General features: G+C 64.9%; 23 protein-coding genes and 1 riboswitch. Of the genes, 10 read left to right on the plus strand and 13 right to left on the minus strand.

Annotation, left to right across the window (positions count from 1 at the left end):
- Positions 1-4: 4 nt before the first annotated feature.
- The 7 genes from KPL81_RS16895 to KPL81_RS16925 form a co-directional block, all read right to left on the minus strand.
- Positions 5-286 (minus strand): hypothetical protein, encoded by a 282-nt coding sequence (locus KPL81_RS16895; RefSeq protein ID WP_338035635.1) that lies wholly within the window; start codon positions 284-286, stop codon positions 5-7.
- A gap of 155 nt (positions 287-441) precedes the next feature.
- A complete protein-coding gene (locus tag KPL81_RS16900) occupies positions 442-1,425 on the minus strand; it encodes a 2-hydroxyacid dehydrogenase (RefSeq protein WP_219793170.1) in 984 nt (327 codons plus the stop codon).
- A 27-nt stretch (positions 1,426-1,452) separates the two neighbouring features.
- Positions 1,453-2,436 carry a sugar kinase gene (locus tag KPL81_RS16905; RefSeq protein ID WP_219793171.1) on the minus strand — a complete coding sequence of 328 codons (984 nt, stop codon included), beginning with the start codon at positions 2,434-2,436 and terminating at the stop codon, positions 1,453-1,455.
- Entirely contained in the window at positions 2,433-3,482 is a 1,050-nt protein-coding gene (locus tag KPL81_RS16910) for a LacI family DNA-binding transcriptional regulator (RefSeq protein ID WP_219793172.1), read from the minus strand. Before KPL81_RS16910 ends, KPL81_RS16905 begins: the two co-directional genes overlap by 4 nt.
- A gap of 181 nt (positions 3,483-3,663) precedes the next feature.
- Entirely contained in the window at positions 3,664-4,728 is a 1,065-nt protein-coding gene (gene fba, locus KPL81_RS16915; RefSeq protein WP_209475733.1) for a class II fructose-bisphosphate aldolase, read from the minus strand.
- Positions 4,729-4,804: 76 nt separating this feature from the next.
- Entirely contained in the window at positions 4,805-5,971 is a 1,167-nt protein-coding gene (locus KPL81_RS16920) for a phosphoglycerate kinase (RefSeq protein ID WP_219793173.1), read from the minus strand.
- Positions 5,971-7,056 carry a type I glyceraldehyde-3-phosphate dehydrogenase gene (locus KPL81_RS16925; protein WP_219793174.1) on the minus strand — a complete coding sequence of 362 codons (1,086 nt, stop codon included), beginning with the start codon at positions 7,054-7,056 and terminating at the stop codon, positions 5,971-5,973. Before KPL81_RS16925 ends, KPL81_RS16920 begins: the two co-directional genes overlap by 1 nt.
- Before the next feature lie 201 nt (positions 7,057-7,257).
- Here KPL81_RS16925 and KPL81_RS16930 point away from each other — a divergent pair, with 201 nt between their 5' ends.
- From KPL81_RS16930 to KPL81_RS16940, 3 genes are all read left to right on the plus strand, one after another.
- Positions 7,258-7,719, plus strand: coding sequence for an Hsp20/alpha crystallin family protein (locus KPL81_RS16930; RefSeq protein ID WP_209475736.1), 462 nt, complete (start codon positions 7,258-7,260; stop codon positions 7,717-7,719).
- 26 nt (positions 7,720-7,745) lie between these two features.
- Positions 7,746-8,153, plus strand: a complete 408-nt coding sequence (locus KPL81_RS16935) for an Hsp20/alpha crystallin family protein (RefSeq protein WP_219793175.1) — start codon at positions 7,746-7,748, stop codon at positions 8,151-8,153.
- A gap of 123 nt (positions 8,154-8,276) precedes the next feature.
- The gene (locus tag KPL81_RS16940) at positions 8,277-9,329 is read left to right on the plus strand and encodes a class I fructose-bisphosphate aldolase (protein ID WP_209475738.1); all 1,053 of its coding nucleotides are present in this window, start codon (positions 8,277-8,279) and stop codon (positions 9,327-9,329) included.
- An 87-nt stretch (positions 9,330-9,416) separates the two neighbouring features.
- On the opposite strand, the gene tkt is transcribed toward KPL81_RS16940, so the two are convergent.
- Entirely contained in the window at positions 9,417-11,408 is a 1,992-nt protein-coding gene (gene tkt / locus KPL81_RS16945) for a transketolase (protein ID WP_219793176.1), read from the minus strand.
- Between the two features lie 306 nt (positions 11,409-11,714).
- On the opposite strand from tkt, the gene metK reads away from it, so the two are divergent.
- From metK to KPL81_RS16965, 4 genes are all read left to right on the plus strand, one after another.
- Complete coding sequence (gene metK, locus KPL81_RS16950; RefSeq protein ID WP_209475741.1) at positions 11,715-12,935, plus strand: methionine adenosyltransferase; 1,221 nt, start codon at positions 11,715-11,717, stop codon at positions 12,933-12,935.
- Between the two features lie 158 nt (positions 12,936-13,093).
- On the plus strand, positions 13,094-13,552 hold the full coding sequence (locus KPL81_RS16955) for a hypothetical protein (protein WP_219793177.1): 459 nt from the start codon (positions 13,094-13,096) through the stop codon (positions 13,550-13,552).
- A 154-nt stretch (positions 13,553-13,706) separates the two neighbouring features.
- Positions 13,707-13,795, plus strand: a riboswitch (S-adenosyl-L-homocysteine riboswitch).
- Positions 13,796-13,811: 16 nt separating this feature from the next.
- Positions 13,812-15,221, plus strand: coding sequence for an adenosylhomocysteinase (ahcY, locus tag KPL81_RS16960; protein ID WP_219793178.1), 1,410 nt, complete (start codon positions 13,812-13,814; stop codon positions 15,219-15,221).
- A 233-nt stretch (positions 15,222-15,454) separates the two neighbouring features.
- Positions 15,455-15,787: a four-helix bundle copper-binding protein gene (locus tag KPL81_RS16965; RefSeq protein ID WP_209475747.1), complete on the plus strand. Its 333-nt coding sequence runs from the start codon at positions 15,455-15,457 to the stop codon at positions 15,785-15,787.
- Positions 15,788-15,867: 80 nt separating this feature from the next.
- Here the strand turns inward: KPL81_RS16965 and KPL81_RS16970 are convergent, their stop codons facing one another.
- Positions 15,868-16,452, minus strand: coding sequence for a TetR/AcrR family transcriptional regulator (locus KPL81_RS16970; protein WP_219793179.1), 585 nt, complete (start codon positions 16,450-16,452; stop codon positions 15,868-15,870).
- A 115-nt stretch (positions 16,453-16,567) separates the two neighbouring features.
- Between KPL81_RS16970 and KPL81_RS16975 the strand changes: the two genes are divergently transcribed.
- Positions 16,568-17,221, plus strand: coding sequence for a glutathione S-transferase family protein (locus tag KPL81_RS16975; RefSeq protein ID WP_219793180.1), 654 nt, complete (start codon positions 16,568-16,570; stop codon positions 17,219-17,221).
- A gap of 11 nt (positions 17,222-17,232) precedes the next feature.
- Here KPL81_RS16975 and KPL81_RS16980 read toward each other — a convergent pair whose 3' ends face one another.
- The 3 genes from KPL81_RS16980 to KPL81_RS16990 all read right to left on the minus strand — a co-directional run bounded on the left by KPL81_RS16980 (position 17,233) and on the right by KPL81_RS16990 (position 18,941).
- Positions 17,233-18,162, minus strand: coding sequence for an AEC family transporter (locus KPL81_RS16980; protein WP_219793181.1), 930 nt, complete (start codon positions 18,160-18,162; stop codon positions 17,233-17,235).
- A gap of 95 nt (positions 18,163-18,257) precedes the next feature.
- Complete coding sequence (locus KPL81_RS16985; RefSeq protein WP_219793182.1) at positions 18,258-18,602, minus strand: hypothetical protein; 345 nt, start codon at positions 18,600-18,602, stop codon at positions 18,258-18,260.
- A 27-nt stretch (positions 18,603-18,629) separates the two neighbouring features.
- The gene (locus tag KPL81_RS16990) at positions 18,630-18,941 is read right to left on the minus strand and encodes a hypothetical protein (protein ID WP_219793183.1); all 312 of its coding nucleotides are present in this window, start codon (positions 18,939-18,941) and stop codon (positions 18,630-18,632) included.
- A 315-nt stretch (positions 18,942-19,256) separates the two neighbouring features.
- Between KPL81_RS16990 and metF the strand changes: the two genes are divergently transcribed.
- Both metF and sodC read left to right on the plus strand, forming a co-directional pair.
- The gene (metF, locus tag KPL81_RS16995; protein WP_219793184.1) at positions 19,257-20,111 is read left to right on the plus strand and encodes a methylenetetrahydrofolate reductase [NAD(P)H]; all 855 of its coding nucleotides are present in this window, start codon (positions 19,257-19,259) and stop codon (positions 20,109-20,111) included.
- Positions 20,112-20,167: 56 nt separating this feature from the next.
- Positions 20,168-20,707: a superoxide dismutase family protein gene (gene sodC / locus KPL81_RS17000; protein ID WP_219793185.1), complete on the plus strand. Its 540-nt coding sequence runs from the start codon at positions 20,168-20,170 to the stop codon at positions 20,705-20,707.
- An 89-nt stretch (positions 20,708-20,796) separates the two neighbouring features.
- On the opposite strand, the gene KPL81_RS17005 is transcribed toward sodC, so the two are convergent.
- On the minus strand, positions 20,797-22,992 hold the full coding sequence (locus KPL81_RS17005; RefSeq protein ID WP_219793186.1) for a TRAP transporter permease: 2,196 nt from the start codon (positions 22,990-22,992) through the stop codon (positions 20,797-20,799).
- Positions 22,993-22,997 lie beyond the last annotated feature (5 nt).

The following is a 22,997-nucleotide window of genomic DNA, read 5'->3' on the forward strand; positions in this document are numbered from 1 at the left end:
AAACTCAGTGATGGCGGGAGAGCCGCCGCGAATTTGCGCTGCTACGGCGATGGTAGGGCGTCATGGAGCGCCGGCTCGTCACCCACCAAGGGGTCGTCTGGCCGAACATCATGCCAAGCATGGCCTTTTGCCAGACGAGCCCGGTCTCCATGCCGGCCTCGAGCTTCTCGGTCACCATGCGCTGGTTCTCCTTGAGCATCCTGGCGCTGGTGGGCGACTGGGTCTGCCACAGGCCATGGCGCATGGCGATAGTGTTGAACGAAGTGGTCCACAGCTCGAATGTCATGACACCCAGCTTCCAAACGTCGAACATGGCAGTGGGCGTGGTTGGGATAAGCGGCGAGTGGAAAAATGACATCATGACTCCTTGTCGGCTAGGCGGTTCCTCATTGATTCCCTTCCTAGTCTTGGTCAGTTTATGCTGCGATGCAACGAAGTTGCTCAGCGCCGCGCCTGCAAGGCCTCCTCGTTGACCAGGCTGATCGGCCGCTGACCTTCGAGCGCGAGCGTAATGTTGTCTACTGCACGCTGGGCCATGGCGTCACGGGTCTCGTGGGTGGCCGAGCCGATGTGTGGCAGCGCTACGACATTGGGCATGTGCGGCAGCGGCGACTCCGGCGAGAGCGGTTCCTGCTCGAACACGTCGAGGCCGGCGGCGCGAATCTCGCCGCTCTCCAGCGCACCGATCAGTGCCGCCTCGTCGACCACTTTGCCGCGAGCGATGTTGACGAAGATCGCTGAGCGCTTCATCAGGCCGAACTCGCGCCTGCCAATCAGGTGGGTCGTCTCGGCCGAGAGCGGCACGGTTACGCAGACGAAGTCGCTCTGCGCCAGCAGTTCGTCCAGTTCGCAGCGCACTGCGCCCAGTTCACGCTCCAGCTCGGGCTTGGGTGAGGCGAAGGCGTAGTGTACTTGCATGCCGAAGCCCAGGGCGCCGCGGCGGGCCACGGCGGCGCCGATACGTCCCAGTCCGATCATGCCCAGCGTCTTGCCGTGCACGTCACTGCCGAAGTGGGCTTCGCCGATGCTTTCTTGCCAGTCACCGCGCTTGATGAATTCGGCCAGCTCGATGGCGCGCCTGGCCGTGGCCATGATCAGCAGAAAACCGGTGTCGGCGGTGGTCTCTGTGAGCACGTCGGGGGTATTGCACAGTAGGATGCCGCGCCGGGTCAGTTCGTCGACAGGGTAGTTGTCGTAGCCCACCGAGATGCTGGCAATGGCCTCCAGCTGCGGCGCTGCGTCGAGCAAGTCGGGCGTGATGGGAAGGCTCGAGCCGACGATGCCGTGGGCCTGGCTCAACGCTTGGCGAAAGCCTGGGTCGTCGGTGCTCTTCAGCGCTTCGAAGTAGTCGACATGAAAGCGCTGCCTGAGCTGGTCGAGGTGTGTCGGCTTGAGGCGGCTGTAGGCGACGATGCGTTTTGTCATTGTCTCGCTCCGGTGTTGGCGGCTCGGTTACGGCAAGTCTGGCAGATGGCGCTCGAGTTCGGTCAGGCGCGCGCGGCTGGGCAGGCCCTCCATGTCGCCCTGCACCTGCACGGCCTGGGCGCCGACCAAGTTGCCGCGGCGTGCGGCGGCCTGTGGAGAGAGGCCATCGAGCAGGGCGCTGATTACGCCCACTGCAAAGCCGTCGCCGGCGCCCACGGTATCCACCACGCGCTCGACCGGGAAGCCGGCGACCGTGGCTTCCGCTTCGCGGCCTCCCAGCACGCCACGGTAATAGGCACCCTCGGGTCCCAGCTTGAGGAACACTGCCCTGGCGCCACGCTCGAGATAGAAGGCGGCAATATCGCGCGGCGTGTCGAGCCCGGTCAGCAGGCGACCTTCTGCCAGGCCCGGCAACACCCAGTCGGCCTTCGCCGCCAGCGCGTTCAGCGTGTCGCGCATTGCGCTTTCGCTGGGCCACAGGCTGGGGCGCAGGTTGGGGTCGAAGGAAATGCTCGCGTCCTGCGATCGGGCGCGTTCGAGCATGGCCTGGGTCAACTCGCGACAGCTGTGGGAGAGCGCCGGAGGGATACCGGTGGCATGCAGGTGGCGGGCGGCGGCGAAGTCCACCCGGGCAGCATCTTCAGGTGCCAGGTGGCTGGCCGCACTGCCACGGCGGAAGTACGCCACCCGAGGGTCGGCGCCGCCCTCGGCGCGCTCCTTGAACACCAGGCCCGTGGCATGGTCGTTGTCCGTGATCAGGTGGCGGCAGTCGAGCCCTTCGGCTTCTAGCGTGGTGCGAATATAGCGGCCGAAGCCATCCTCGCCGACGCGACTCAGCCAGCCGACTCGGAAGCCGAGCCGGGCCAGGCCGATGGCGACGTTGGTGTCGGCCCCGGCGATGCCACGGCGAAAGCACTCCACCTCCTCCATCGCGCCGGGTGTCTCGGCCACGAACAGGGCCATGGCTTCGCCGAAGGCGAGAATTTCTGGTGCGAGCTTGGCGTCTTTCATGGCGTCTCCTTGTCGTTGTCGGTGGCGGGCAGGCGAGTCGAGCCGCGGGCGATCAGTGTCGGGGAAAACAGCGTGTGGCGTGGCGGCAGGGCGGCACCGCCATCGTCGAGTCGGGCCAGTAACTGCTGCACGGCGGCGCGGCCGATGGTCTCGGTGGGTTGGGCCAGGGTGGTGATGCCGGGCGGCACGAGGCTACACCAGTCGAGCTCGTCGATACCCAGCAGGCCGACCTCGCCCAGGCTTAGACCCAGCGCCTGGAGGGCGCGAGTGGCGGCCAAGGTCACGTTGCCGTTGGCGCACAGCACTGCAGCGGGACGACCGGCGCGGGCGAGGAACGCTTTGAGGAGTGCCCCGACCGCGCTGCCGTCGAGGGCCGGATCGTGGCGTTCGCCGTCAAGTGCCGGCTCTTCGGACAGGCGCTGCTCGAAACGCTGCCAGCGCTGCTGGCGTGGGCTGGCTAGGCCTACCGGTTCGCTGAGAAACAGTAGGTGGCGGTAGCCTTGGGCACTCAGGTGATCGATGGCCATATCGACGGCGAGCGCATTGTCGAGGCCGACCCTGTCCGCTTCGAGCTCCTCGAGCCAGCGATCGACCAGGACCAGCGGCAGGCCCTGTGCGGCCATGGCTTGAAGTTCGCGGGTGGGTTGGCCGGCGGCGTTGATCATCAACCCCTCGACCCGGTAGGAGGCGAGCAGAGAGAGATGGGTGCGCTCCTGTGCCGGGTCGTTGCCGGTATTGGCCACCAATAGCGAATAGCCTTGCTCACGGCAGGCCTGCTCGACGCCATGCATCACCGCCACCGAATAGGAGTTGCGAATGTCGGCCACCAGCATACCGAGCAGCCGCGAGCGGCCGCCCTTGAGGCCGCGGGCGATCTGGTTGGGGCGATAGCCGAGCTTGCGTGCGGCCTCGCCGATACGCTGGCGCAGCGCCGGCGAGAGCCGCTCGCGCTCGCCGCCGAAGTAGCGCGACACGCTGGTCTTGGAGGCGCCGGCCTCGCGTGCCACTTCGAGGATAGTGGGATGCCGAGAGGTGGGTGCAGACATGTGACGTCTCGAATGGGAACGTTCCCATACTAGATCGCACGAGGCGCGGGGACAAGGCTTGTGCACAACGGTGGAACGCAAAGCGGAAAGGGAATGTCAGGCGGTGCGGATAAACGAGGGGCTGTGCGGAGAAAGAGAAGGGCGACTCTTGGCCGCCCGTCTCGTGCTGCAAGCGAGAGGATTACTTCACCTTGGGATCCAGCTCGCCGCGGGCGTAGCGCTCGAACATCGCCTCGAGGCTGATCGGCTTGATGCGGCTGGCGTTGCCGGCGGTGCCGAAGGCCTCGTAGCGGGCAATGCAGACGTCGCGCATGGCGGTCACGGTTTCCTTGAGGTACTTGCGCGGATCGAACTCGCCGGGGTTCTTGGCCAGGAAGCGACGCACCGCGCCGGTGGAGGCCAGGCGCAGGTCGGTGTCGATGTTGACCTTGCGCACGCCATGCTTGATGCCCTCGACGATCTCCTCGACCGGCACGCCGTAGGTCTCGGGGATCTCGCCGCCGAACTCGTTGATGACGGCCAGCCACTCCTGGGGTACCGAGGAGGAGCCGTGCATCACCAGGTGGGTATCGGGGATGCGCGCATGGATCTCCTTGATGCGCTGGATCGACAGGGTATCGCCGGTGGGCGGCTTGGTGAATTTGTAGGCGCCGTGGCTGGTGCCGATGGCGATGGCCAGGGCGTCGACCTGGGTTGCCTTGACGAACTCGGCGGCCTCTTCCGGGTCGGTCAGCAGCTGATCGTGGGAAAGCACGCCTTCGGCGCCGATGCCGTCCTCTTCACCGGCCATGCCGGTCTCCAGGCTGCCCAGGCAGCCCAATTCGCCCTCCACCGAGACGCCACAGGCGTGGGCCATCTCGACGGTGCGGCGGGTGACGTCGACGTTGTAGTCGTAGTCCATCGGCGTCTTGCCGTCCTCACCCAGCGAGCCGTCCATCATCACCGAGGAGAAGCCGAGCTGGATAGAGCGCTGGCACACCGCCGGCGAGGTACCGTGGTCCTGATGCATTACCACCGGGATGTGGGGGAATTCCTCCACCGCGGCCAGGATGAGATGGCGAAGGAAGGGGGCGCCAGCGTACTTGCGCGCACCGGCGGAGGCCTGGACGATCACCGGGGAATCGGTGGCGTCGGCCGCTTCCATGATGGCGCGCATCTGCTCGAGGTTGTTGACGTTGAATGCCGGAATGCCGTAGCCGCGCTCGGCGGCGTGGTCCAGCATCTGGCGCATGCTGATCAGTGCCATTGACTCACCTGTTCTCTTTCGATCTGTCTGGGGGCAGTGGGGCGCCGCCCGGTAGTGCCGGGCGGCAAGGGTTGGGTCAGCGGGCTGCGGCGTCTTCCAGGGCTTTGACGGCGGGCAGCACTTTGCCCTCGACGTATTCGAGGAAGGCGCCGCCGCCGGTGGAGATGTAGGAGACCCGTTCTTCGATCCCGTACTTGTCGATGGCGGCCAGGGTATCGCCGCCGCCGGCGATGGAGAAACCGTTGCTTTCGGCGATGGCCTGCGACAGCGCCTCGGTTCCCTTGCCGAACTGGTCGATCTCGAACACGCCCACCGGGCCGTTCCACAGGATGGTGCCGGCGTCCTTGAGCAGCCCGGCGAGGCGCCCGGCAGTGTCGGGGCCGATGTCGAGGATCATCTCGTCGTCGCCTACCTGGTCGACCGGCTTGACCACGGCTTCGGCCGATTCGGAGAACTCGGTGGCCACCACCACGTCGGTGGGCAGCGGGATCTCGACCTTGGCCATCAGCGCCTTGGCCTGGTCGACCAGGTCGGCTTCATGCAGCGACTTGCCGACGTTGTGGCCGGCCGCGGCGATGAAGGTGTTGGCGATGCCGCCGCCGACGATGAGCTGGTCGCACTTGTCGGAGAGGGCGTTGAGTACCTCGAGCTTGGTCGAGACCTTGGAGCCGCCGACGATGGCGACCATCGGCCGCTTGGGCGTGGCCAATGCCTTCTCCAGCGCATCGAGCTCGGCGGCGAGCAGCGGGCCAGCGCAGGCCTGCGGGGCGAAACGCGCCACGCCGTGGGTCGAGGCCTGGGCGCGGTGGGCGGTGCCGAAGGCGTCCATGACGAAGATGTCGCACAACGCGGCGTACTGCTGTGCGAGGGTCTCGTCGTCTTTCTTCTCGCCCTGGTTGAAGCGCACGTTCTCGAGCAGCACCACTTCTCCGTCGGCCAGATCCTGGGCGCTGTCGAGGTACTCCTCGACCAGCCGCACCGGGCGGCCGAGCAGCTCGCCGAGGCGCTCGGCCACCGGGGCCAGCGAGAACTCCTCGGCCGGTTCGCCTTCGGTGGGGCGGCCCAGATGGCTCATCAGCATCACCTTGCCGCCGGCCTCCATGGCCGCCTGGATGGTCGGCAGGCTGGCCCGCAGGCGAGCGTCGCTGGTTACCTTGCCGTGCTTGACGGGTACGTTCAGGTCCTCGCGGATCAGCACGCGCTTGCCGCGCAGGTCGAGGTCGGTCATCTTGAGCACGTTCATCAGGCGTCTTCCTTTCCTTGATGGGGAATTCGAAGCCGGGGCACCGCGGGAAGCGCCGCCATGCGCTGGGCGACGTCGAGCATGCGGTTGGCGAAGCCCCACTCGTTGTCGAACCAGCACAGCAGCTTGATCAGGCGGTTTCCCGCCACCCGGGTCTGAGTGGCGTCAACGATACCCGAGCGGGGATCGTGGTTGAAGTCGACCGAGGCCGTGGGCTCCTCGCTGTAGCCGAGCAGCCCGGATAGCGGGCCGGCACTGGCCTCGCGCAGCAGGGCGTTGACCTCGGCGGCCGAGGTGTCGCGGCGCACGCAGATCGCCATGTCCATGGCCGAGACGTTGATCGTCGGCACGCGCATGTGCAGGCACTCGAAGCGCCCGGCCAGGTGCGGCATCAGGCGGTTGATGCCGCGGGCGAGGCTGGTGTCGACGGGGACGATGGAGTGCATAGCCGAGCGCGTCAGGCGCAGATCGGTCTGGTGGTAGGCGTCGATCACCGGCTGGTCGTTCATTGCCGAGTGCACGGTGGTGGTCACGCCGTGTTCGATGCCCAGGGCTTCGTCGAGCACGGTGAGTACAGGTACCAGGCAGTTGGTGGTGCACGAGGCCGCCGAGACGATACGCTGTTCGGCGGCCAGTTCGTCGTCGTTGATGCCGCACACGATTGTGGCGTCGACGTCGCTCTCGGCGGGCTGGGAAAACAGCAGGCGCCCGGCGCCCGCGGCGAGGTGACGCTCGGCGGTGGCGCGATCCTTGAAGCTGCCCGAGCACTCCAGCACCAGGTCGATGCCGAGCTCGGCCCAGGGCAGGCGAGCCGGGTCGGACTCGTTCAGCACCGTGATGGAGCGGTCGTCGACGATCAGACGACCGTCGGTCGTGCCGACCCGTCCGGGGAAGCGGCCGTGGGTGGTGTCGTAACGGGTCAGGTAGGCGATGGTGTCCAGGTCGGAGAGCTCGTTGATCGCCACGACTTCCAGGGAGGGGGCGCTCGGCGGTGCCGCGGCCCGTTCGCGCTGGCGCTCGACCAGTGCGCGCAATACACACTGACCGATTCGACCGTATCCATTGATGGCGATGCGCTGGGCCATGCTTGCCTGGCTCTCCTCGAACGGAAAGCGGGGATTCTACCGCAAAAGCGGCGCGACGTCCCGGCTCGCGGATGCGTGTCGCGGGGCCTTGAAAGCCCGCCGCTTGCCCCTATTTGTTCTTTACGGGACGTCGTCGGCCGGTGTGGTTGCCGAATTCGGCATCCCGTTTCCTGGTGATGAAAAGCGTAGGAGGTGTTCGTCATGTTCGGAGATCTCAGGCGTTTCGATACCGGGTCTCCCTGGAGTGTGGACTGGTTCCGGGAATGGCTGGACGAGGTATTCCCGGAGCCTGGGGCGACCGATATCCGTGCGGTACCGCGCGGTACATTCCCGATGATCAATATCGGACGCACCGACGATGCGGTGCGGGTCTACGTCTTTGCCGCAGGCCTTGCGGCAGGCGATCTAGAACTCAGCCTTCAGGACAATGTCCTGACCGTGCAGGGGGAACGCAAGGTCGCCACCGACGAGACGGAGGGCGATGCGCGGCGTCCCTATTTCCGTCGCGAGCGCGCAGGCGGAAGCTTCACTCGCTCCATTGCCCTGCCCGAAGGGCTCGATGCCGACCGGGCCGAGGCGCGCTGGCGCAACGGCGTGTTCGAGATCACGCTGCCCAAGCGTGAGGAGCTCAAGCCGAGGCGTATCGAGATCCAGTCGGCATGATGTCGAGCAGAAGGAGGTGAACGGCAATGAACGAGATCACTCGGCAGCAATCGAACCGTCAGCCCCGTGTACAGGGGGGCGAAGACTCCCGCGGCGAGCGTGATCGGGCGCTGCAGCCACCGGTCGACATTTACGAGGAGGGTAACGCCCTGCACCTGGTAGCCGACCTTCCCGGGGTCACACCGGAGTCGCTGAGCATCGAGGTGGACAACAACATGCTGAGCCTGGAAGGTGAGATTCGCCTGGAGATGCCCGAGGGCATGACGGCCATCTATGCCGAAGTCCGGGCTCAGCGATTCGCACGCCGCTTCACGCTCAGCCACGAGATCGATGGTGACGCCATCGAGGCGCGCATCGACAAGGGCGTGCTGCATTTGCGGCTACCCAAGAAGCCATCGCACCAGCGCCGCCGTATCGAGGTCAGGGCGGCCTGAGCGAAGCCCGACTGGCGCCCTTCCCGTACGGGAAGGGCGCTTCCGTTTGCAAGCAGGGCACACGCTCGGTACGGTTTTCACTACGCTGGGAATAGCGATTCACGACACCATGGAGAGGAAGACATGACCGACATACCCCAACTGCTCGGTGACGACGCCGACTACCTGCTCGATCACCGCTGCCGTGGCTTTCCCCGCGAACAGCTGCACCTGCCCGGGCCCGACTTCGTCAGCCGTGTGGTGGCCGACAGCGACCGCAGCCCGGCGGTGATGCGCAGCCTGCAGGCGCTGTTCGACCACGGCCGGCTGGCGGGCACCGGCTACCTCAGCCTGCTGCCGGTGGACCAGGGCATCGAGCACTCCGCCGGGGCCTCCTTCGCCCCCAACCCACGCTACTTCGACCCGGCCAACATCGTCGAGCTGGCCATCGAGGGTGGCTGCAACGGCGTGGCCTCCACCCTGGGCGTGCTCTCTTCCGTGGCGCGCCGCTACGCCCATCGCATCCCGATGATGCTCAAGCTCAACCACAACGAGACGCTGAGCTATCCGGCGATGTACGACCAGACCCTGTTCGCGGAGGTGGAGCAGGCTCACGACATGGGCTGCGTGGCGGTGGGTGCCACCATCTACTTCGGCTCGCCCGAGAGCCGCCGCCAGATCATGGAGATCAGCGAAGCCTTCGAGCGGGCGCACCAGCTCGGCATGGCCACGGTACTGTGGGCCTACCTGCGCAATCCCGCATTCAAGCACGAGGGCAAGGACTACCACGTGGCGGCCGACCTCACCGGCCAGGCCAACCACCTCGCCTCGACCATCAAGGCCGACATCGTCAAACAGAAGCTGCCCGAGACCAACGGCGGCTACCAGGACATCGGCTTCGGTCACACTCACGCCAAGGTCTACAGCGAGTTGACCTCCGAGCATCCCATCGACCTGGCTCGCTACCAGGTGGCGTGCTGCTACATGGGCCGCGCCGGACTGATCAACTCCGGCGGTGGCTCCAAGGGCCATTCGGACATGGGCGAGGCGGTGCGCACCGCGGTAATCAACAAGCGTGCCGGCGGCATGGGCCTGATCTCGGGGCGCAAGGCGTTCCAGAAGCCCATGACCGAGGGCGTCGAGCTGCTCCAGGCCATTCAGGACGTCTATCTCGACAAGAGCGTGACGGTGGCCTGAACGTCATCGGGCATACCCGCCAAAGCAGAAGGGCACGACCGTGAGGTCGTGCCCTTCTTCCATGCCGCTCAGTGCTGGGTCGGGTAGTTAGCCCAGCAACTCCTTGGCCTTTTCGAGCACATTCTCCTTGGTGAAGCCGAAGTGCTTGAACAGGTCGCCCGCCGGGGCCGACTCGCCGTAAGTGGTCATGCCGATCACGCGACCGTCGAGACCCACGTACTTGTACCAGTAGTCGGCGTGGCCGGCTTCGATGGCGATACGCTTGGTCACCGCGTGCGGCAGCACTTTCTCGCGGTACTCGGCGTCCTGGCCGTCGAAGCGGTAGGCCGAGGGCATCGAGACCACGCGCACCGCGCGGCCTTGGTTCTCCAGTTCGGCGGCGGCATCCATCGCCAGGCCGACCTCGGAACCGGTGGCGATCAGGATCAGCTCGGGGGTGCCTTCACTGTCCTTGAGCACGTAGGCACCGCGCTGGATCTCGGCCAGCTGCTGCTTGCTGCGCTCCTGGTGGGGCAGGTTCTGGCGCGACAGCACCAGCGCGGTGGGGCCGGAGTTGCGCTTGATCGCGGCATCCCAGGCGGCGGCGGTCTCGACCGCGTCGCAGGGGCGCCAGGTGCACAGGTTGGGCGTGGTGCGCAGATTGGTCAGCTGCTCGACCGGCTGGTGGGTGGGGCCGTCCTCGCCCAGGCCGATGGAGTCGTGGGTGAACACATAGATGGCACGCTTGCCCATCAGCGCCGCCATGCGCACCGAATTGCGCATGTACTCCATGAAGATCAGGAAGGTGGCGCCGTAGGGGATGAAGCCGCCGTGCAGCACGATGCCGTTCATGATCGCGCCCATGCCGAACTCACGCACGCCGTAGTGCAGGTAGTTGCCGCTCGGATTCTCCCGCGAGATCGGCTTGGCGCCGCTCCAGAAGGTGAGGTTGGAGGGGGCGAGGTCGGCGCTGCCGCCAAGCAGCTCGGGCAGCTGCGGGCCGAGTTCGTTGAGGCATAGCAGCGAGGCCTTGCGCGTGGCGATGGTCTCGCCTTGCTCCTGCATCTTTTCGATGAACGCCTCGCTGGTGATCTCCGCCGGCAGCTGGCACTGGGTGCGGCGGGAGAATTCTCGGGCGAGTTCCGGATGTTCGTCGCGATAACGGGCGAAGCGCGCCTGCCAGTCGTCCTGCTGGGTCTTGCCCTGCTCGCGGGCATCCCAGGCCTGGTAGATCGGCTCGGGCACATGGAACGGCGCGTGCGGCCAGTCGAGCTGCTTGCGTGCGGCGGCAACTTCTTCGTCGCCCAGCGGTGCGCCGTGACACTCTTCCTTGCCTTGTTTGTTGGGCGCGCCGAAGCCGATGATGGTCTTGCAGATAATCAGGCTCGGCTTCTCTTCATGGCTGCGCGCCAGTTCGATGGCCGCCTTGATCTGCTCGGGGTCGTGGCCATCGACGTTGGGCACCACGTGCCAGCCGTAAGCTTCGAAGCGCTTGGCGGTGTCGTCGGTGAACCAGCCCTCGACCTCGCCGTCGATGGAGATGCCGTTGTCGTCGTAGAACACCGTGAGCTTGCCCAGCCCCAGGGTGCCGGCCAGCGAGCTCACCTCATGGGAGATGCCCTCCATCATGCAACCGTCGCCGGCGAAGCAGTAGGTTTGGTGATCGACGATGGTGTGGCCGGGGCGGTTGAACTGGGCCGCCAGGGTCTTCTCCGCGATGGCCATACCCACGGCATTGGCCAGGCCTTGGCCCAGCGGGCCGGTGGTGGTCTCGATGCCCGGCGCGTAGCCGAACTCGGGGTGGCCGGCGGTCTTGGCGTGCAGCTGGCGGAAGTTGCGCAGCTGCTCGAGTTCCAGCTCGTAGCCGGTCAGGTGCAGCAGGGAGTAGAGCAGCATCGAGCCGTGGCCGTTGGACAGCACGAAGCGGTCGCGGTCGGGCCATTTCGGGTCGTTGGGGTTGTGCTTGAGGTAGTCGTTCCACAGCACTTCGGCGATGTCTGCCATGCCCATCGGGGCGCCGGGATGGCCGGACTTGGCCTTCTGTACGGCATCCATGGACAGGGCGCGAATGGCATTGGCCAGTTCGAAACGGGATGGCATGTTGGGTTAGCTCCTCGCCTGCGGCAGAATGGGGCAAGTCAACGGCGGCCTGCCGGGCCTGCCGGTAGCGTTCTGGCTGGGCGCCGCAGGAAGGTACGGCGCGGTCGAATTCGGCCGCCTATTGTCGCCGACTTGCCGCCGTGCATCAAATGACGGGTGCCTCCCCGGGTGGCAGCATGTAAACTCGGGACCCCATGGCGCTGCATGCCTATCAGGCAGGAAGCCGGAGCGCATGCAGCTCGAGGGCCGCCGTTTCCGTTCGGTGGCACCGCTGCGCTTTGCCGATACACAGAAGGGTCGACACGCATGAGCGAATACTCCCTGTTCACCTCCGAATCCGTATCCGAAGGGCATCCGGACAAGATTGCCGACCAGATCTCCGATGCGGTGCTGGACGCCATCATTGCGCGCGACAAGCACGCTCGAGTGGCCTGCGAGACGCTGGTCAAGACCGGCGTGGCGATCGTCGCTGGCGAGATCAGCACGACTGCTTGGGTTGATCTGGAGGAGCTCGTACGCCAGGTGATCATCGATATCGGCTATACCTCCTCGGAGGTCGGTTTCGACGGCGAGACCTGCGGCGTGCTCAACCTGATCGGCAAGCAGAGCGTGGATATTGCCCAAGGTGTCGATCGCAGCAAGCCCGAGGATCAGGGCGCAGGCGACCAGGGCCTGATGTTCGGCTACGCCACCAACGAGACCGACTCGTTCATGCCGGCGCCGATCCACTACGCGCATCGCCTGGTGGAACGCCAGGCCGAGCTGCGCAAGCACGGCCTGCTGCCGTGGCTGCGCCCGGATGCCAAGAGCCAGATAACCTTCCGCTACGACGAGGCGGGCCAGCCCTGCGGCGTCGAGGCGGTGGTGCTGTCGACCCAACACGCCCCTGAAATCGACCAGGAGGAGCTGCGGCGGATGGTCAGGCGCGAGATCATCGAGGAGGTGATCCCCGCCGAGTGGCTCTCCGAGTCGACCAAGTTCCATATCAACCCTACCGGCAAGTTCGTCATCGGCGGCCCGGTGGGCGACTGCGGCCTGACCGGGCGCAAAATCATCGTCGATACCTACGGCGGCATGGCGCGCCACGGCGGCGGCGCCTTCTCCGGCAAGGATCCTTCCAAGGTCGATCGCAGTGCCGCTTATGCCGGCCGCTACGTGGCCAAGAACGTCGTGGCCGCCGGGCTTGCCGACAAGTGCGAGATCCAGGTCTCCTATGCCATCGGTGTGGCCGAGCCCACCTCGGTGTCGATCAATACCTTCGGCACCGGCAAGGTGGACGAGGCGCGCATCATCGAACTGGTGCGCGAGCACTTCGACCTGCGTCCCTTCGCCATCACCCGCATGCTCGATCTGCTCCACCCCATGTACCAGCTCACGGCGGCCTACGGCCACTTCGGCCGCGAACCGTTCGAGGCCAGCTACAGCTGGACGGACACCAACGGCCAGGAGCATACCGAGACGTTCACCGCCTTTCCCTGGGAGCGCACCGACCGCGCCGCGGCGCTGCGTCAGGCGGCGGGGCTGTAGCACGACAAGCCGCATGCTCGCGTGTCTCGCGCCGTCTCGCTCATGCGCGTGGTAGAGACGGCATCTGGGCGTCGGGGACGCTTGTTGTGCCAGCCACAACCCAGCTACCCTGAAAAAGCACAGTGGCTGTCAATCGCAGAAATATAGGAGGAAGTAGCATGGAAAAGCGCAAGGTTACCTTGATCGCGTCGCTCATCCTGGCAGGTGCGCTGTTGGCCGGCTGCGGGGATGATGATGAGGCTGCCGATACCGAGATGACCGAAGAGCCAGTCACCGAGCAGGAAGATTCCGGCGACGTCGGCGATGAGTTGGAAGAGGCCGGTGACGATCTGGAGCAGGCCGGCGATGAGCTAGCCGAGGAAGCCGAACAGGCGGGCGACGCGATTGCCGAAGAGACCTCAGAGGCGGCTGCGGAAGCCGAGCAGGCCGGTGACGAGGCGATGCAGGAAACCGAGGAAGCCGCCGACGAAATGGCTCAGGAGACCGAACAGGCTGGTGACGAGGTTGCAGCGGAAGCCGAGGAGGCTCAAGACGAAGCCGCCGAGGAGACCGAGGAAGCGACCGACGAGCTAGAGGAGGCCGGCGACGAGATGGCCGACGAAGAGACCAATTCCTAACCTGCTGATGTCATCCATGAGAGAGGCGGCCTGCGGGCCGCCTCTTTTTTCTCTCGCTGTTCTCCCGCTCCGCTGAATCGTTCGGATTGAAAAAACGCCTCCGCTGTAGTGAACTCTCAGGAGTCGACTCCGTGTGAGCCGATTCCTGTTGCTGCTGTCCGAGGGGCGCTGCAGCGCACGGGTATGACGACTCGGCGCGAGGCTCGGACAGGGACATCGCAGACGCAACGGCGCCCATTCCCCGGAATGGAGTATGACGATGACAGCCATGGCAAGTGCCAACGCCGCCACGCAGGACCACAAGGTTGCCGATCTTTCCTTGGCCGACTGGGGACGGCGGGAGATTCGCATCGCCGAGACCGAGATGCCGGCGCTGATGAAGATACGCGCCAAGTACCGCGATGAGCAGCCGCTGGCCGGTGCGCGCATCGCCGGCTGTATCCACATGACGATCCAGACGGCGGTGCTGATCGAGACCTTGATCGACCTCGGCGCCTCGGTGCGCTGGTCGTCGTGCAACATCTTCTCGACTCAGGATCACGCCGCAGCTGCCATCGCCGCCGCCGGCATACCGGTGTTCGCCTGGAAGGGTGAGACGGAGGAGGAGTTCTGGTGGTGCATCGAGCAGACCGTGGAAGGGCCCGACGGCTGGACGCCCAACATGGTGCTCGATGACGGCGGCGACCTCACCGCACTGCTTCACGACAAGCGCCCCGAGCTGCTCGATGCCATCCACGGGATTTCCGAGGAGACCACCACAGGCGTGCATCGCCTGCAGGAGATGCTGCGCGACAGCACCCTGCGGGTGCCGGCAATCAATGTCAACGACGCCGTGACCAAGTCGAAGAACGACAACAAGTACGGCTGCCGCCATTCGCTCAACGATGCCATCAAGCGTGGCCTCGACCACCTGCTGGCGGGCAAGCAGGCGCTGGTGATGGGCTACGGCGACGTGGGCAAGGGCTCGGCGGCCTCGCTGCGTCAGGAGGGCATGATCGTCAAGGTCGCCGAGATCGACCCGATCTGTGCCATGCAGGCGTGCATGGACGGCTATGAAGTGGTGTCGCCCTACTTCGATGGCCTCAACCGCGGCAAGGAGAGCGTCGATCGGTCGTTGCTCGCGCGCATCGACCTGGTAGTGACCTGCACCGGTAATATCGAGGCCTGCGATGCCGCCATGCTCGAGGCGCTCAAGCCCGGCGCGGTGGTGTGCAACATCGGTCACTTCGACAACGAGATCGACACCGCTTTCATGCGTCGCCACTGGCACTGGGAGGAAGTCAAACCCCAGGTGCACAAGGTCTATCGCGACAGCACGCCGGGTGACTTCGATCCCGCCAGCAGCAACTACCTGCTGCTGCTTTCCGAAGGGCGCCTGGTTAACCTGGGCAACGCCACCGGCCATCCGTCGCGGGTCATGGACGGCTCCTTCGCCAACCAGGTGCTGGCGCAGATCCATCTCTACCAGCAGCGCTTTGCCGACCTGCCTCCGGCCGAGAAGCAGGGCGGCCTGGCGGTGACCGTGCTGCCGCGCCATCTCGACGAGGAAGTCGCCCGCTACATGGTCGAGGGCTTTGGCGGCGTGCTCACGCGCATGACCGAGCAGCAGGCGGAGTACACCGGGGTTCCGATGGAGGGGCCCTACAAGCCGGACGCCTACCGCTACTGACAGGACCGCTAGCGGCGACATTGTCGCCAGGGTGGCGGGAGACTGCCTGGACGATTGTCGCCGTTGATCAACTTCTCGAACGCCGCCCTGTGGGCGGCGTTCGTCGTATGGTCGGTGATGTTATGTAGCGTCGCTTGTGGGGACGGGGGCCCTTGGCTAGCTTTTGGGTACTCGAGGCGCCACTGTGACAGCGCGCCTTCGAGTTCCAGCAAACGACCATAGGAGTGAACGAGATGGATTTTGGTCACTACAAGTCGTGCATCGAAGCCTGCCATGTCTGTGCCGCCTACTGCGACCGCTGCGCGACTTCATGCTTGCAGGAGGATGACGTCAAGATGATGGCGGAGTGCATCCGCCTGGATATGCAGTGTGCGCAGATCTGCCGGCTGGCCGCCTCCTTCATGGCCCAGGGCAGCGAGTACGCCAACCAGCTCTGCCGGCTCTGTGCCGATGTCTGCAAGGCCTGCGGTGACGAATGTGCCAAGCATGAGACCGACCACTGCCAGCAGTGCGCCGAGGCGTGCCACCGCTGCGCCGAAGCCTGCATCGCCATGGCATCGCACTGAGCCGCCTTGCCTCGAGCGTGACTCATCATCGACCAACAGGTTGGCCCACTTCTAGATGGGCTTCGTCATTGTCCGGTATGTCAGGCATCGGTGGGCATGGACCACGATGCCTGCTCCGGCAGCAGCGAGGCGGCCAGCTCACGACAGGCCTCGAGCAGTTCATCGGCAAGCGCCGGGTCGGTAAGGGTGCGAGCGATGGCCATGCCGCCGATCATCGTCACCGCCTGCTGCAATGCCTGACGCCGGGCCGGGCTGTTCGGGTCAGGCTGACCGGCATAGAAGGCGATGAAACCCTCCAGCAAGCGCGTGTAAGTATCGCGTACCTGCTCGTCCTGCTGGGCAACGTCGCTGACCAGGCAGGCCAGCGGGCAAAGCAGGCCTTCGCTACGCAGGTGAGTCTCGCTGAGGTACAGCGCCATGCGGGCCCTTGGGTCAGACTCCAGTCCAACCCTGGCGACGCCTTCCCGGGCGGCATAGCGCAACGCCCTGGCATAGAGTTCACCCTTCGAGTCGAAATGGGCATAGAAAGCGCCGCGGGTTAGCCCCGCCTGACGCATGATGTCATCGATACTGGCGCCGTCGAAGCCGTGACGGGTGAAGCTTCGCGCCGCGGCTTCCAGGATGCGCACACGAGTCTGTGACTTGTGGTCTTCGTTCCAGGGCATGAGAACTCCTCATCGCTGTCTCGGGGCAGTCTCCCGTTACTATATGTCCTTGAACATATGGTGGCGAGCGTTAGGGTAACGGTACGTTCCGTTGACCCATCGATCGGAGAGCGACATGAGCACAAGCGTGCATCTCGTGGGGCCGCAGTACAGCAACTTCGTGCGCAGCGTGCAGCTGTGCTGTGAGGAGAAGGGCATACCCTATACCCTGGGTTTCGATCTCGAGGGCGAGCCGCTCGACTTCGGTGGGGACCAGCACCTTGCTCTGCACCCATTCGCCAAGGTGCCGATACTGCAGCATGGCGAGCGCCACTTGTTCGAGACGACGGCCATCTGTCGCTATCTCGATGCCGTCTTCGACGGGCCTGCCTTGCTGCCTGTGGAGGCCTGGCAGCGTGCGCGTGTGGATCAGTGGAGCCAGGCGCTGTCGATCTATGTCGATCATGCACTGGTGCGCCGCTACCTGCTGGAGTACGCCTTTCCCAAGGGCGAAAACGGTAGCGTGCGCATGGAGCGGGTGCGAGACGCCGAACCGGAGGTAGTGCGCATGCTGGCGCTCCTCGAAGCGGAATTGGATGGGCATACCTTCCTGGTTGGCGATACGTTCAGCATCGCCGACGCAATCGCGGCGCCCATGCTGGACTATCTTGCAGGCCTGCCCGGTGCTGAGCGGCTGCTGGCCGAGTTTCCGGTACTGGTGGCCTATCTGCAGCGGTTGCGACAGCGCGAGTCGGGTCGACGGGTTCTTGTCGTGCCGGCCTTGGGTTGACTCTCCATCACCTACAGCCCGGCCAGCGACAAGAGCAGTCCCAGGTAGAGTGGAATCAGCAGCGGGGCGGCCAGGGTGGTAACCAGCACCGCCAGGGCGCCCTTCTCCGGTCTGATGCCGAGCTCCATGGCCACGACCACCACGTTGGCGGCCATTGGCACCACGCCGATCAGCAGCAGCGCCAGGGCCAGTTCGTCGGACAGCGGCAACAGCGTCTGCAGTAGCAGCACGACGACAAGCATCAGCCACGGCCACAACAGGTAGCGGATTACCACGCAGCCGGCCATGAAGCGCAGGTCGATTTCGCGAATCGCGACCCGCCCCAGGGTCATGCCGATGATCATCATGCCGAGCAGCGTGTAGGTAGAGGGAAATACCGCCAGGCTGTCCATCAGCGCGGCGGGTAGCGCTATGCCGAGGCCACTGACCAGCAGCGCGGCGAGAAAGGCATAGATCAGCGGCAGCCTCACGATCTTGGCCAGGCTCTGGCGCACCGAGAACTGGCCACGTGCGCTGAGATAGAAGCCGACCGTGAACTCGTAGAGCGTCACGCCGAGCAGACAGAACAGGTACAGCGTCACGCCTTCCGGAGGCAGCAGGACCATGGCGATCGGCAGGCCGAAGTAGCCGGTATTGCCGGTGCCGGAGGAGAAGGCCAGCACGGCGCTCTCCTGAGGAGGCAGGAAGCGTCTCGCCAGCGGATTGATCGCGGCGGCGACCAGGCTTGCCAGCAGGAAGAGTGCCAGCGTCAGCAACAGGTAGTGCGGGGTGGGCTCGCCCAGCAGCAGTCCGCGAAAAAAGGTGACCGGGGCGATGAGATAGATCAGCAGGGTGGCGATGGGACGAGGGTCGATGGCCAGCCGCCGGGCGGCGAGCCAGCCCAGGCCGACGAAAGCCAGCAGTGTCCACAGAGGGCCCAGCAGGGCGCCAGGGTCGATCATCGCGCGTCAGTCCATCGCCGAAAGACGATATGATGCCTGTTGTCGGCACGGCTGTCAGCGTCGCCGATCAACGACCCCGGCGCAGAACGACGCGATCAGCCGTTACGACGGCGCGATCTGGCCCGTTCGGCCTGCGCGTCGATGTTATCCTTGTGGGCGGTCTTGTCCCGTACCACCTGGGCGCCGCCTACCGGGGTGATGTCGCGTCGGGTATCGACACCGGGCTTCCTGGCGCTATGCTTCTGGTCGTCGACGTTAGCATCGGGACGGTAGACATCATCCTGAGCGGGGGAGTCACGTCCCCCCTTGCGACCGGCCGACTCTGTGTCGGGGGCGTCGCGTTCGGTCAGGCGCCGTGCCCCATCACGCAGCTTTTCACGCTGTCCTTCGGGAATCTCGGTGCTCTGCGTCGGTGTCCGCTCTTGGCGTGATCTGTCCATGTCACTCTCCCCGTCGTCCTGGTGGCATCAGCTTCCCTTGCCCTCGTCGCCCAGGGTAAAAGAGGGCGGATCGCTGGCGGGAAAGGTTTCTGCATTGGCTTCGTCCAGGTCGCGCTCCTCCTGCTGTGCTGCAGCCTCGGTGGGTGATATTTCGGTGTAACCTGGTTCCAGCATCCAGCGCCTGTCGCGGTAGGCAATCAACTGCTTCGGTATCCAGAAGCGGCTGCCGGTCTCGGTGATGATGCCCACCTTCTCGCTGTCGCTCGTATCGGCTACCTTGCCGACCTGCTTGCCCTCGTCGTCGAAGACGGCGGTGCCGGTGATGAGATCCTGCGTCATTGGCGATCCTCCTCATCCGGTTCGGTCCCGCCCGGGCTCTCCGTGCCCCGGCGCTGACTTCACTCATTCTCAGCGTCGCCGTCACTCGCGCTAAGGTCAATGCGGTGTCGCGAAGTTTTGTTAGCGAAGTTAGATGCCCAGCAGTCGCAGTGACGATCCAGAGACCATCATGACTCAAGCTCATGTTGCAGCGTGGAACTTTTCATTGGTCAGGTGCCAGCGGCGGCGGCAGAATATCGCTATCCCATGGTCGCTTGGCACTGCCGTTCAGAGCGACGGCGCAGTGGCATCTGACACAGAAGAGAGGTTGTTCTCATGAGCACGTCGTACCCGCTTGGCATCAGTTTCGAATTTTTCCCGCCCAATACCGAGGCGGGGCGCGAGAAACTGATGGGGGTGCGCGACGCTCTGGCCGAGCGCCAGCCACGTTTCTTTTCCGTGACATATGGGGCTGGCGGTTCCACCCAAGGGCGCACCCTGCACACCGTGAAAAGCGTTCGCGAGGCGGGCATCACTACCGCACCGCATCTTTCCTGCATCGGCAGTGAGAAGGCCCAGCTGCGTGACCTGCTGGCCCAGTATCGCGAGGATGGCATCGACAGCCTCGTGGCTCTGCGTGGGGATCTTCCCTCGGGCATGGGGGGCATGGGTGAGCTGCGCTATGCCAACGAGTTGGTGGAGTTCATTCGCGAGGAAACCGGCGATCACTTCGAGATAGCCGTGGCAGCCTATCCCGAATCCCACCCCCAGGCGCCCAGCTTCGAACGCGATCTCGAAAACTTCGCCCGTAAGGTGAAGGCCGGGGCGAACCTGGCCATCACGCAGTACTTTTTCTCGGCCGATGCCTATTTTCACTTCGTCGAGCGCGCTCGCGCACTCGGCGTCGAGGCGCCCATCGTCCCCGGGATCATGCCGATCACCAACTATACCAAGCTGGCGCGTTTCTCCGACGCCTGCGGTGCCGAGATCCCGCGCTGGATCCGCAAGCAGCTCGAGGCCTATGGCGACGACAGCGAGGCCATTGCCCAGTTCGGCTCGGAGGTCGTCTCCCGCCTGTGTCAGCGCCTGCTCGAGGGCGGTGCCCCCGGTCTGCATTTCTACACCCTCAACCAGGCCGACCCGTGCCTGAAGATCCTCGATAACCTTGGCGGCTCTCTGGCAGCACGCTGAATCTGGAGCTAGCCTGTTCCTGCACGTCCATGGATCAAGGAACAGGAGGACGCCAGATGCGCCATGCCAAACTGACAGGAGTCACCGCCACCTTCCTGCTGCTCGCTGCGGGAGCTGCTCAGGCCCAGCAGGGGCAGGAGGTCGAGATGAACCTGGTGACGGCCGATGGGATCGAGGACGCCATCGGGACCATTTCGTTCGAGGATACCGATCACGGCCTGCTGCTCACCCCTGACCTGAGCGAACTGCCTCCCGGTGTCTACGGTTTCCACGTGCATGAGAATGCCAGCTGCGAGCCGGGCGAGAACGACTCGGGCGAGATGCAGGCGGCCGCGAAGGCGGGCGGTCATTACGACCCTGAGGACGCCGGTAGTCACGAAGGGCCCTACGGTGATGGCCATCTCGGTGACCTGCCTGTGTTGATCGTCAATGAGAGTGGTGAGGCAACCTTGCCGGTACTGGCGCCGCGGCTAACCGTCGAGGACATGCAGGGGCGCAGCCTGATGATTCATGAAGGAGGCGACAACTATTCGGATGAGCCCAAGCCGCTGGGCGGCGGCGGCAGCCGCATGGCTTGCGGTGCAATCGAGTCCTGAGCCATCGGCCGCTGAGGCCATAATATCCTGAAAGAAGAAGGGCCCCGCCATGTGGCGGGGCCCTTCTCGTCATGCAGGTGTCGAGCGCATCAGCTCGAGGTGACGGGCTTGGCACCGCCCCCGTGAGTGCTGCGCTGGAACAAGAACAGCAGCGCGCCGATGGCGAGGCCGGCGATATCGGTATAGATGCCGCCATAGATGAGGAACAGCGCACCGATGAACATCACCAGGCGCATCCAGGCCTTCACCGGCCCGAAGAACCAGGCCTGCACGGTCGCGGAAAGCAGAACGATGCCCAGCGTCGCGGTGACGCCGACACGCAGGATCTGCAACCATGAACCTTCCATCAGCATGGCCGGGCTGTAGAAGAACATGAACGGCACGATGAAGGCGGCGAGGCCGATCTTGAACGATGCCACTGAGGTGGACATGGCATTATCGCCAGAGATGCCTGCCGCCGCGTAGGACGCCAGTGCCACCGGGGGAGTGATCGCCGAGACCACCGCGAAGTAGAACACGAAGAAGTGTGCCACCAGCGGCTGAATGCCGATATTGATCAGACCGGGGGCCACCACCGAGGCTGCCACGGCATAGGCCGCCGTGGTCGGCATGCCCATTCCCAGCAGAATGCTGATACACATGGCGAAGAACAGCGCCAGCAGCTGGCTGACACCGGCGAGACCCAGCAGCAGCGAGGAGAAGCGCGCGCCGACGCCAGTCAGCGAGATCACACCGACGATGAGGCCGGCACAGGCACACACGGCGATGATCTGGATTGCCATCACGCCTGCCAGCTGCAGCGCCCTGAGAATGGCCGCCGGGCCCATCTTGTTGGGTGAGAGCCAGCTCACCACGGCGGCCGAGGCGGTGGCCAGGGTGCCGGCGCGGATCACCGAGTACCCCATGAAGAGGGCGGCGATCAGGATGATGATCGGGGCGAACAGATAGACCTGCTTGACCAGTCGACGGAACTGCGGAATCTCGTCCTTGCGCATGCCGCGCATGCCCTTGCGGGCGGCCTCGAAGTCCACCATGAAGTAGATCGAGGCGAAGTAGAGGATCGCAGGGATCAGTGCCGCCACGGCGATCTCGGTGTAGGGGATCCCGGTCACCTCGGCCATGATGAAGGCGCCGGCACCCATGATGGGGGGCATGATCTGACCGCCGGTGGAGGCGGCGGCCTCGATGGCGCCGGCGCTGCGGCCCGGATAGCCCACCTTCTTCATCAGCGGAATGGTCAGCGAGCCGGTGGAGACGACGTTGCCGGCGCTGGTGCCGTTGATCATGCCCATCAGGCCGGAAGCGAAGATGGCCACCTTGGCGGGGCCGCCGCGGGCGCGGCCGGCGGCAGCGAAAGCGAAGTTGACGAAGTAGTCACCGACCTTCGAGGCCTGGAGGAAGGCTGCGAAGATGATGAACAGGATGATATAGGTCGACGATACCGCCGTGGTCGGCCCGAGAATGCCGGCATCGGTATACACTTGGCTGAAGAAGCGGTGCATCGACAGGCCCGGGTAACCGAGAAAGCCCGGCAGGTAGGGGCCGGCGAACACATAGAGCAGAAAAATGGCGGAAATGGCCACCAAGGCCAGGCCAGCGACTCGACGGGTCAGCTCGAGAATCAGCAGCGACCCGGAGATAGCCGCCCAGGTGATGCCGACAGGAGCAAAGGAAGTACCGGTGGAGGCACGCAGCGGGGTATTGTAGACCACCAACAGATAGCCGGCGCTGGCCACGGCGCAGATCATCAGCACCAAGTCGGCAGGCGACAGTTTTTCGCGCACCTGACGGTAGCTCCAGGCAAGCAGTATGCCGCCGACAGAGGCAAGCAACAGGGGATAGCCGAAGTGCCAGGTCTCGATCTGGGGATCGATGCGCATGGCGCCGCCGCTGATCGTCTGCTGCATAAAGAAGACCTGGATCAGGGCGTAAACGGCAGGGATCAGCAGCGCGTAGCTGGTCCAGGCCAACCAGGCGGGCGAACGGTCGGTACCTTCCGAGTCGGCAAAACGGCTTCCGGCATAGAGGGCATAGCCGAGTACGAGCGCGCCCGCGATATGCACGATACGGAACGACCAGGTTTCCATCGGATAGACGTTCAGCGAGAACAGGTGGAAACCGGAGTAGAGGATGGCCAGGGCGGCGACTACCAGCCAGTGCCAGCCGACATAGAGTCTACGGTTGGATTCGACGATATCCTCGTCGACGCCCTCGGCAATACTTTCTGGAACCGTGTCGACGGCATCTGTATCCGCACCGGGGCGGGTGTCGGGTGTGTGGCTCATGGGGA

The organism is Billgrantia antri, assembly GCF_019430905.1.
GTDB classification, from domain to species: Bacteria; Pseudomonadota; Gammaproteobacteria; order Pseudomonadales; family Halomonadaceae; genus Halomonas; species Halomonas antri.

Coding starts and splice junctions, on each gene's coding strand:
- KPL81_RS16895 (WP_338035635.1), bottom strand. CDS start 286: ATGACATTCGAGCTGTGGACCACTTCGTTCAACACTATCGCCATGCGC.
- KPL81_RS16900 (WP_219793170.1), bottom strand. CDS start 1,425: ATGACAAAACGCATCGTCGCCTACAGCCGCCTCAAGCCGACACACCTC.
- KPL81_RS16905 (WP_219793171.1), bottom strand. CDS start 2,436: ATGAAAGACGCCAAGCTCGCACCAGAAATTCTCGCCTTCGGCGAAGCC.
- KPL81_RS16910 (WP_219793172.1), bottom strand. CDS start 3,482: ATGTCTGCACCCACCTCTCGGCATCCCACTATCCTCGAAGTGGCACGC.
- fba (WP_209475733.1), bottom strand. CDS start 4,728: ATGGCACTGATCAGCATGCGCCAGATGCTGGACCACGCCGCCGAGCGC.
- KPL81_RS16920 (WP_219793173.1), bottom strand. CDS start 5,971: ATGAACGTGCTCAAGATGACCGACCTCGACCTGCGCGGCAAGCGCGTG.
- KPL81_RS16925 (WP_219793174.1), bottom strand. CDS start 7,056: ATGGCCCAGCGCATCGCCATCAATGGATACGGTCGAATCGGTCAGTGT.
- KPL81_RS16930 (WP_209475736.1), top strand. CDS start 7,258: ATGTTCGGAGATCTCAGGCGTTTCGATACCGGGTCTCCCTGGAGTGTG.
- KPL81_RS16935 (WP_219793175.1), top strand. CDS start 7,746: ATGAACGAGATCACTCGGCAGCAATCGAACCGTCAGCCCCGTGTACAG.
- KPL81_RS16940 (WP_209475738.1), top strand. CDS start 8,277: ATGACCGACATACCCCAACTGCTCGGTGACGACGCCGACTACCTGCTC.
- tkt (WP_219793176.1), bottom strand. CDS start 11,408: ATGCCATCCCGTTTCGAACTGGCCAATGCCATTCGCGCCCTGTCCATG.
- metK (WP_209475741.1), top strand. CDS start 11,715: ATGAGCGAATACTCCCTGTTCACCTCCGAATCCGTATCCGAAGGGCAT.
- KPL81_RS16955 (WP_219793177.1), top strand. CDS start 13,094: ATGGAAAAGCGCAAGGTTACCTTGATCGCGTCGCTCATCCTGGCAGGT.
- ahcY (WP_219793178.1), top strand. CDS start 13,812: ATGACAGCCATGGCAAGTGCCAACGCCGCCACGCAGGACCACAAGGTT.
- KPL81_RS16965 (WP_209475747.1), top strand. CDS start 15,455: ATGGATTTTGGTCACTACAAGTCGTGCATCGAAGCCTGCCATGTCTGT.
- KPL81_RS16970 (WP_219793179.1), bottom strand. CDS start 16,452: ATGCCCTGGAACGAAGACCACAAGTCACAGACTCGTGTGCGCATCCTG.
- KPL81_RS16975 (WP_219793180.1), top strand. CDS start 16,568: ATGAGCACAAGCGTGCATCTCGTGGGGCCGCAGTACAGCAACTTCGTG.
- KPL81_RS16980 (WP_219793181.1), bottom strand. CDS start 18,162: ATGATCGACCCTGGCGCCCTGCTGGGCCCTCTGTGGACACTGCTGGCT.
- KPL81_RS16985 (WP_219793182.1), bottom strand. CDS start 18,602: ATGGACAGATCACGCCAAGAGCGGACACCGACGCAGAGCACCGAGATT.
- KPL81_RS16990 (WP_219793183.1), bottom strand. CDS start 18,941: ATGACGCAGGATCTCATCACCGGCACCGCCGTCTTCGACGACGAGGGC.
- metF (WP_219793184.1), top strand. CDS start 19,257: ATGAGCACGTCGTACCCGCTTGGCATCAGTTTCGAATTTTTCCCGCCC.
- sodC (WP_219793185.1), top strand. CDS start 20,168: ATGCGCCATGCCAAACTGACAGGAGTCACCGCCACCTTCCTGCTGCTC.
- KPL81_RS17005 (WP_219793186.1), bottom strand. CDS start 22,992: ATGAGCCACACACCCGACACCCGCCCCGGTGCGGATACAGATGCCGTC.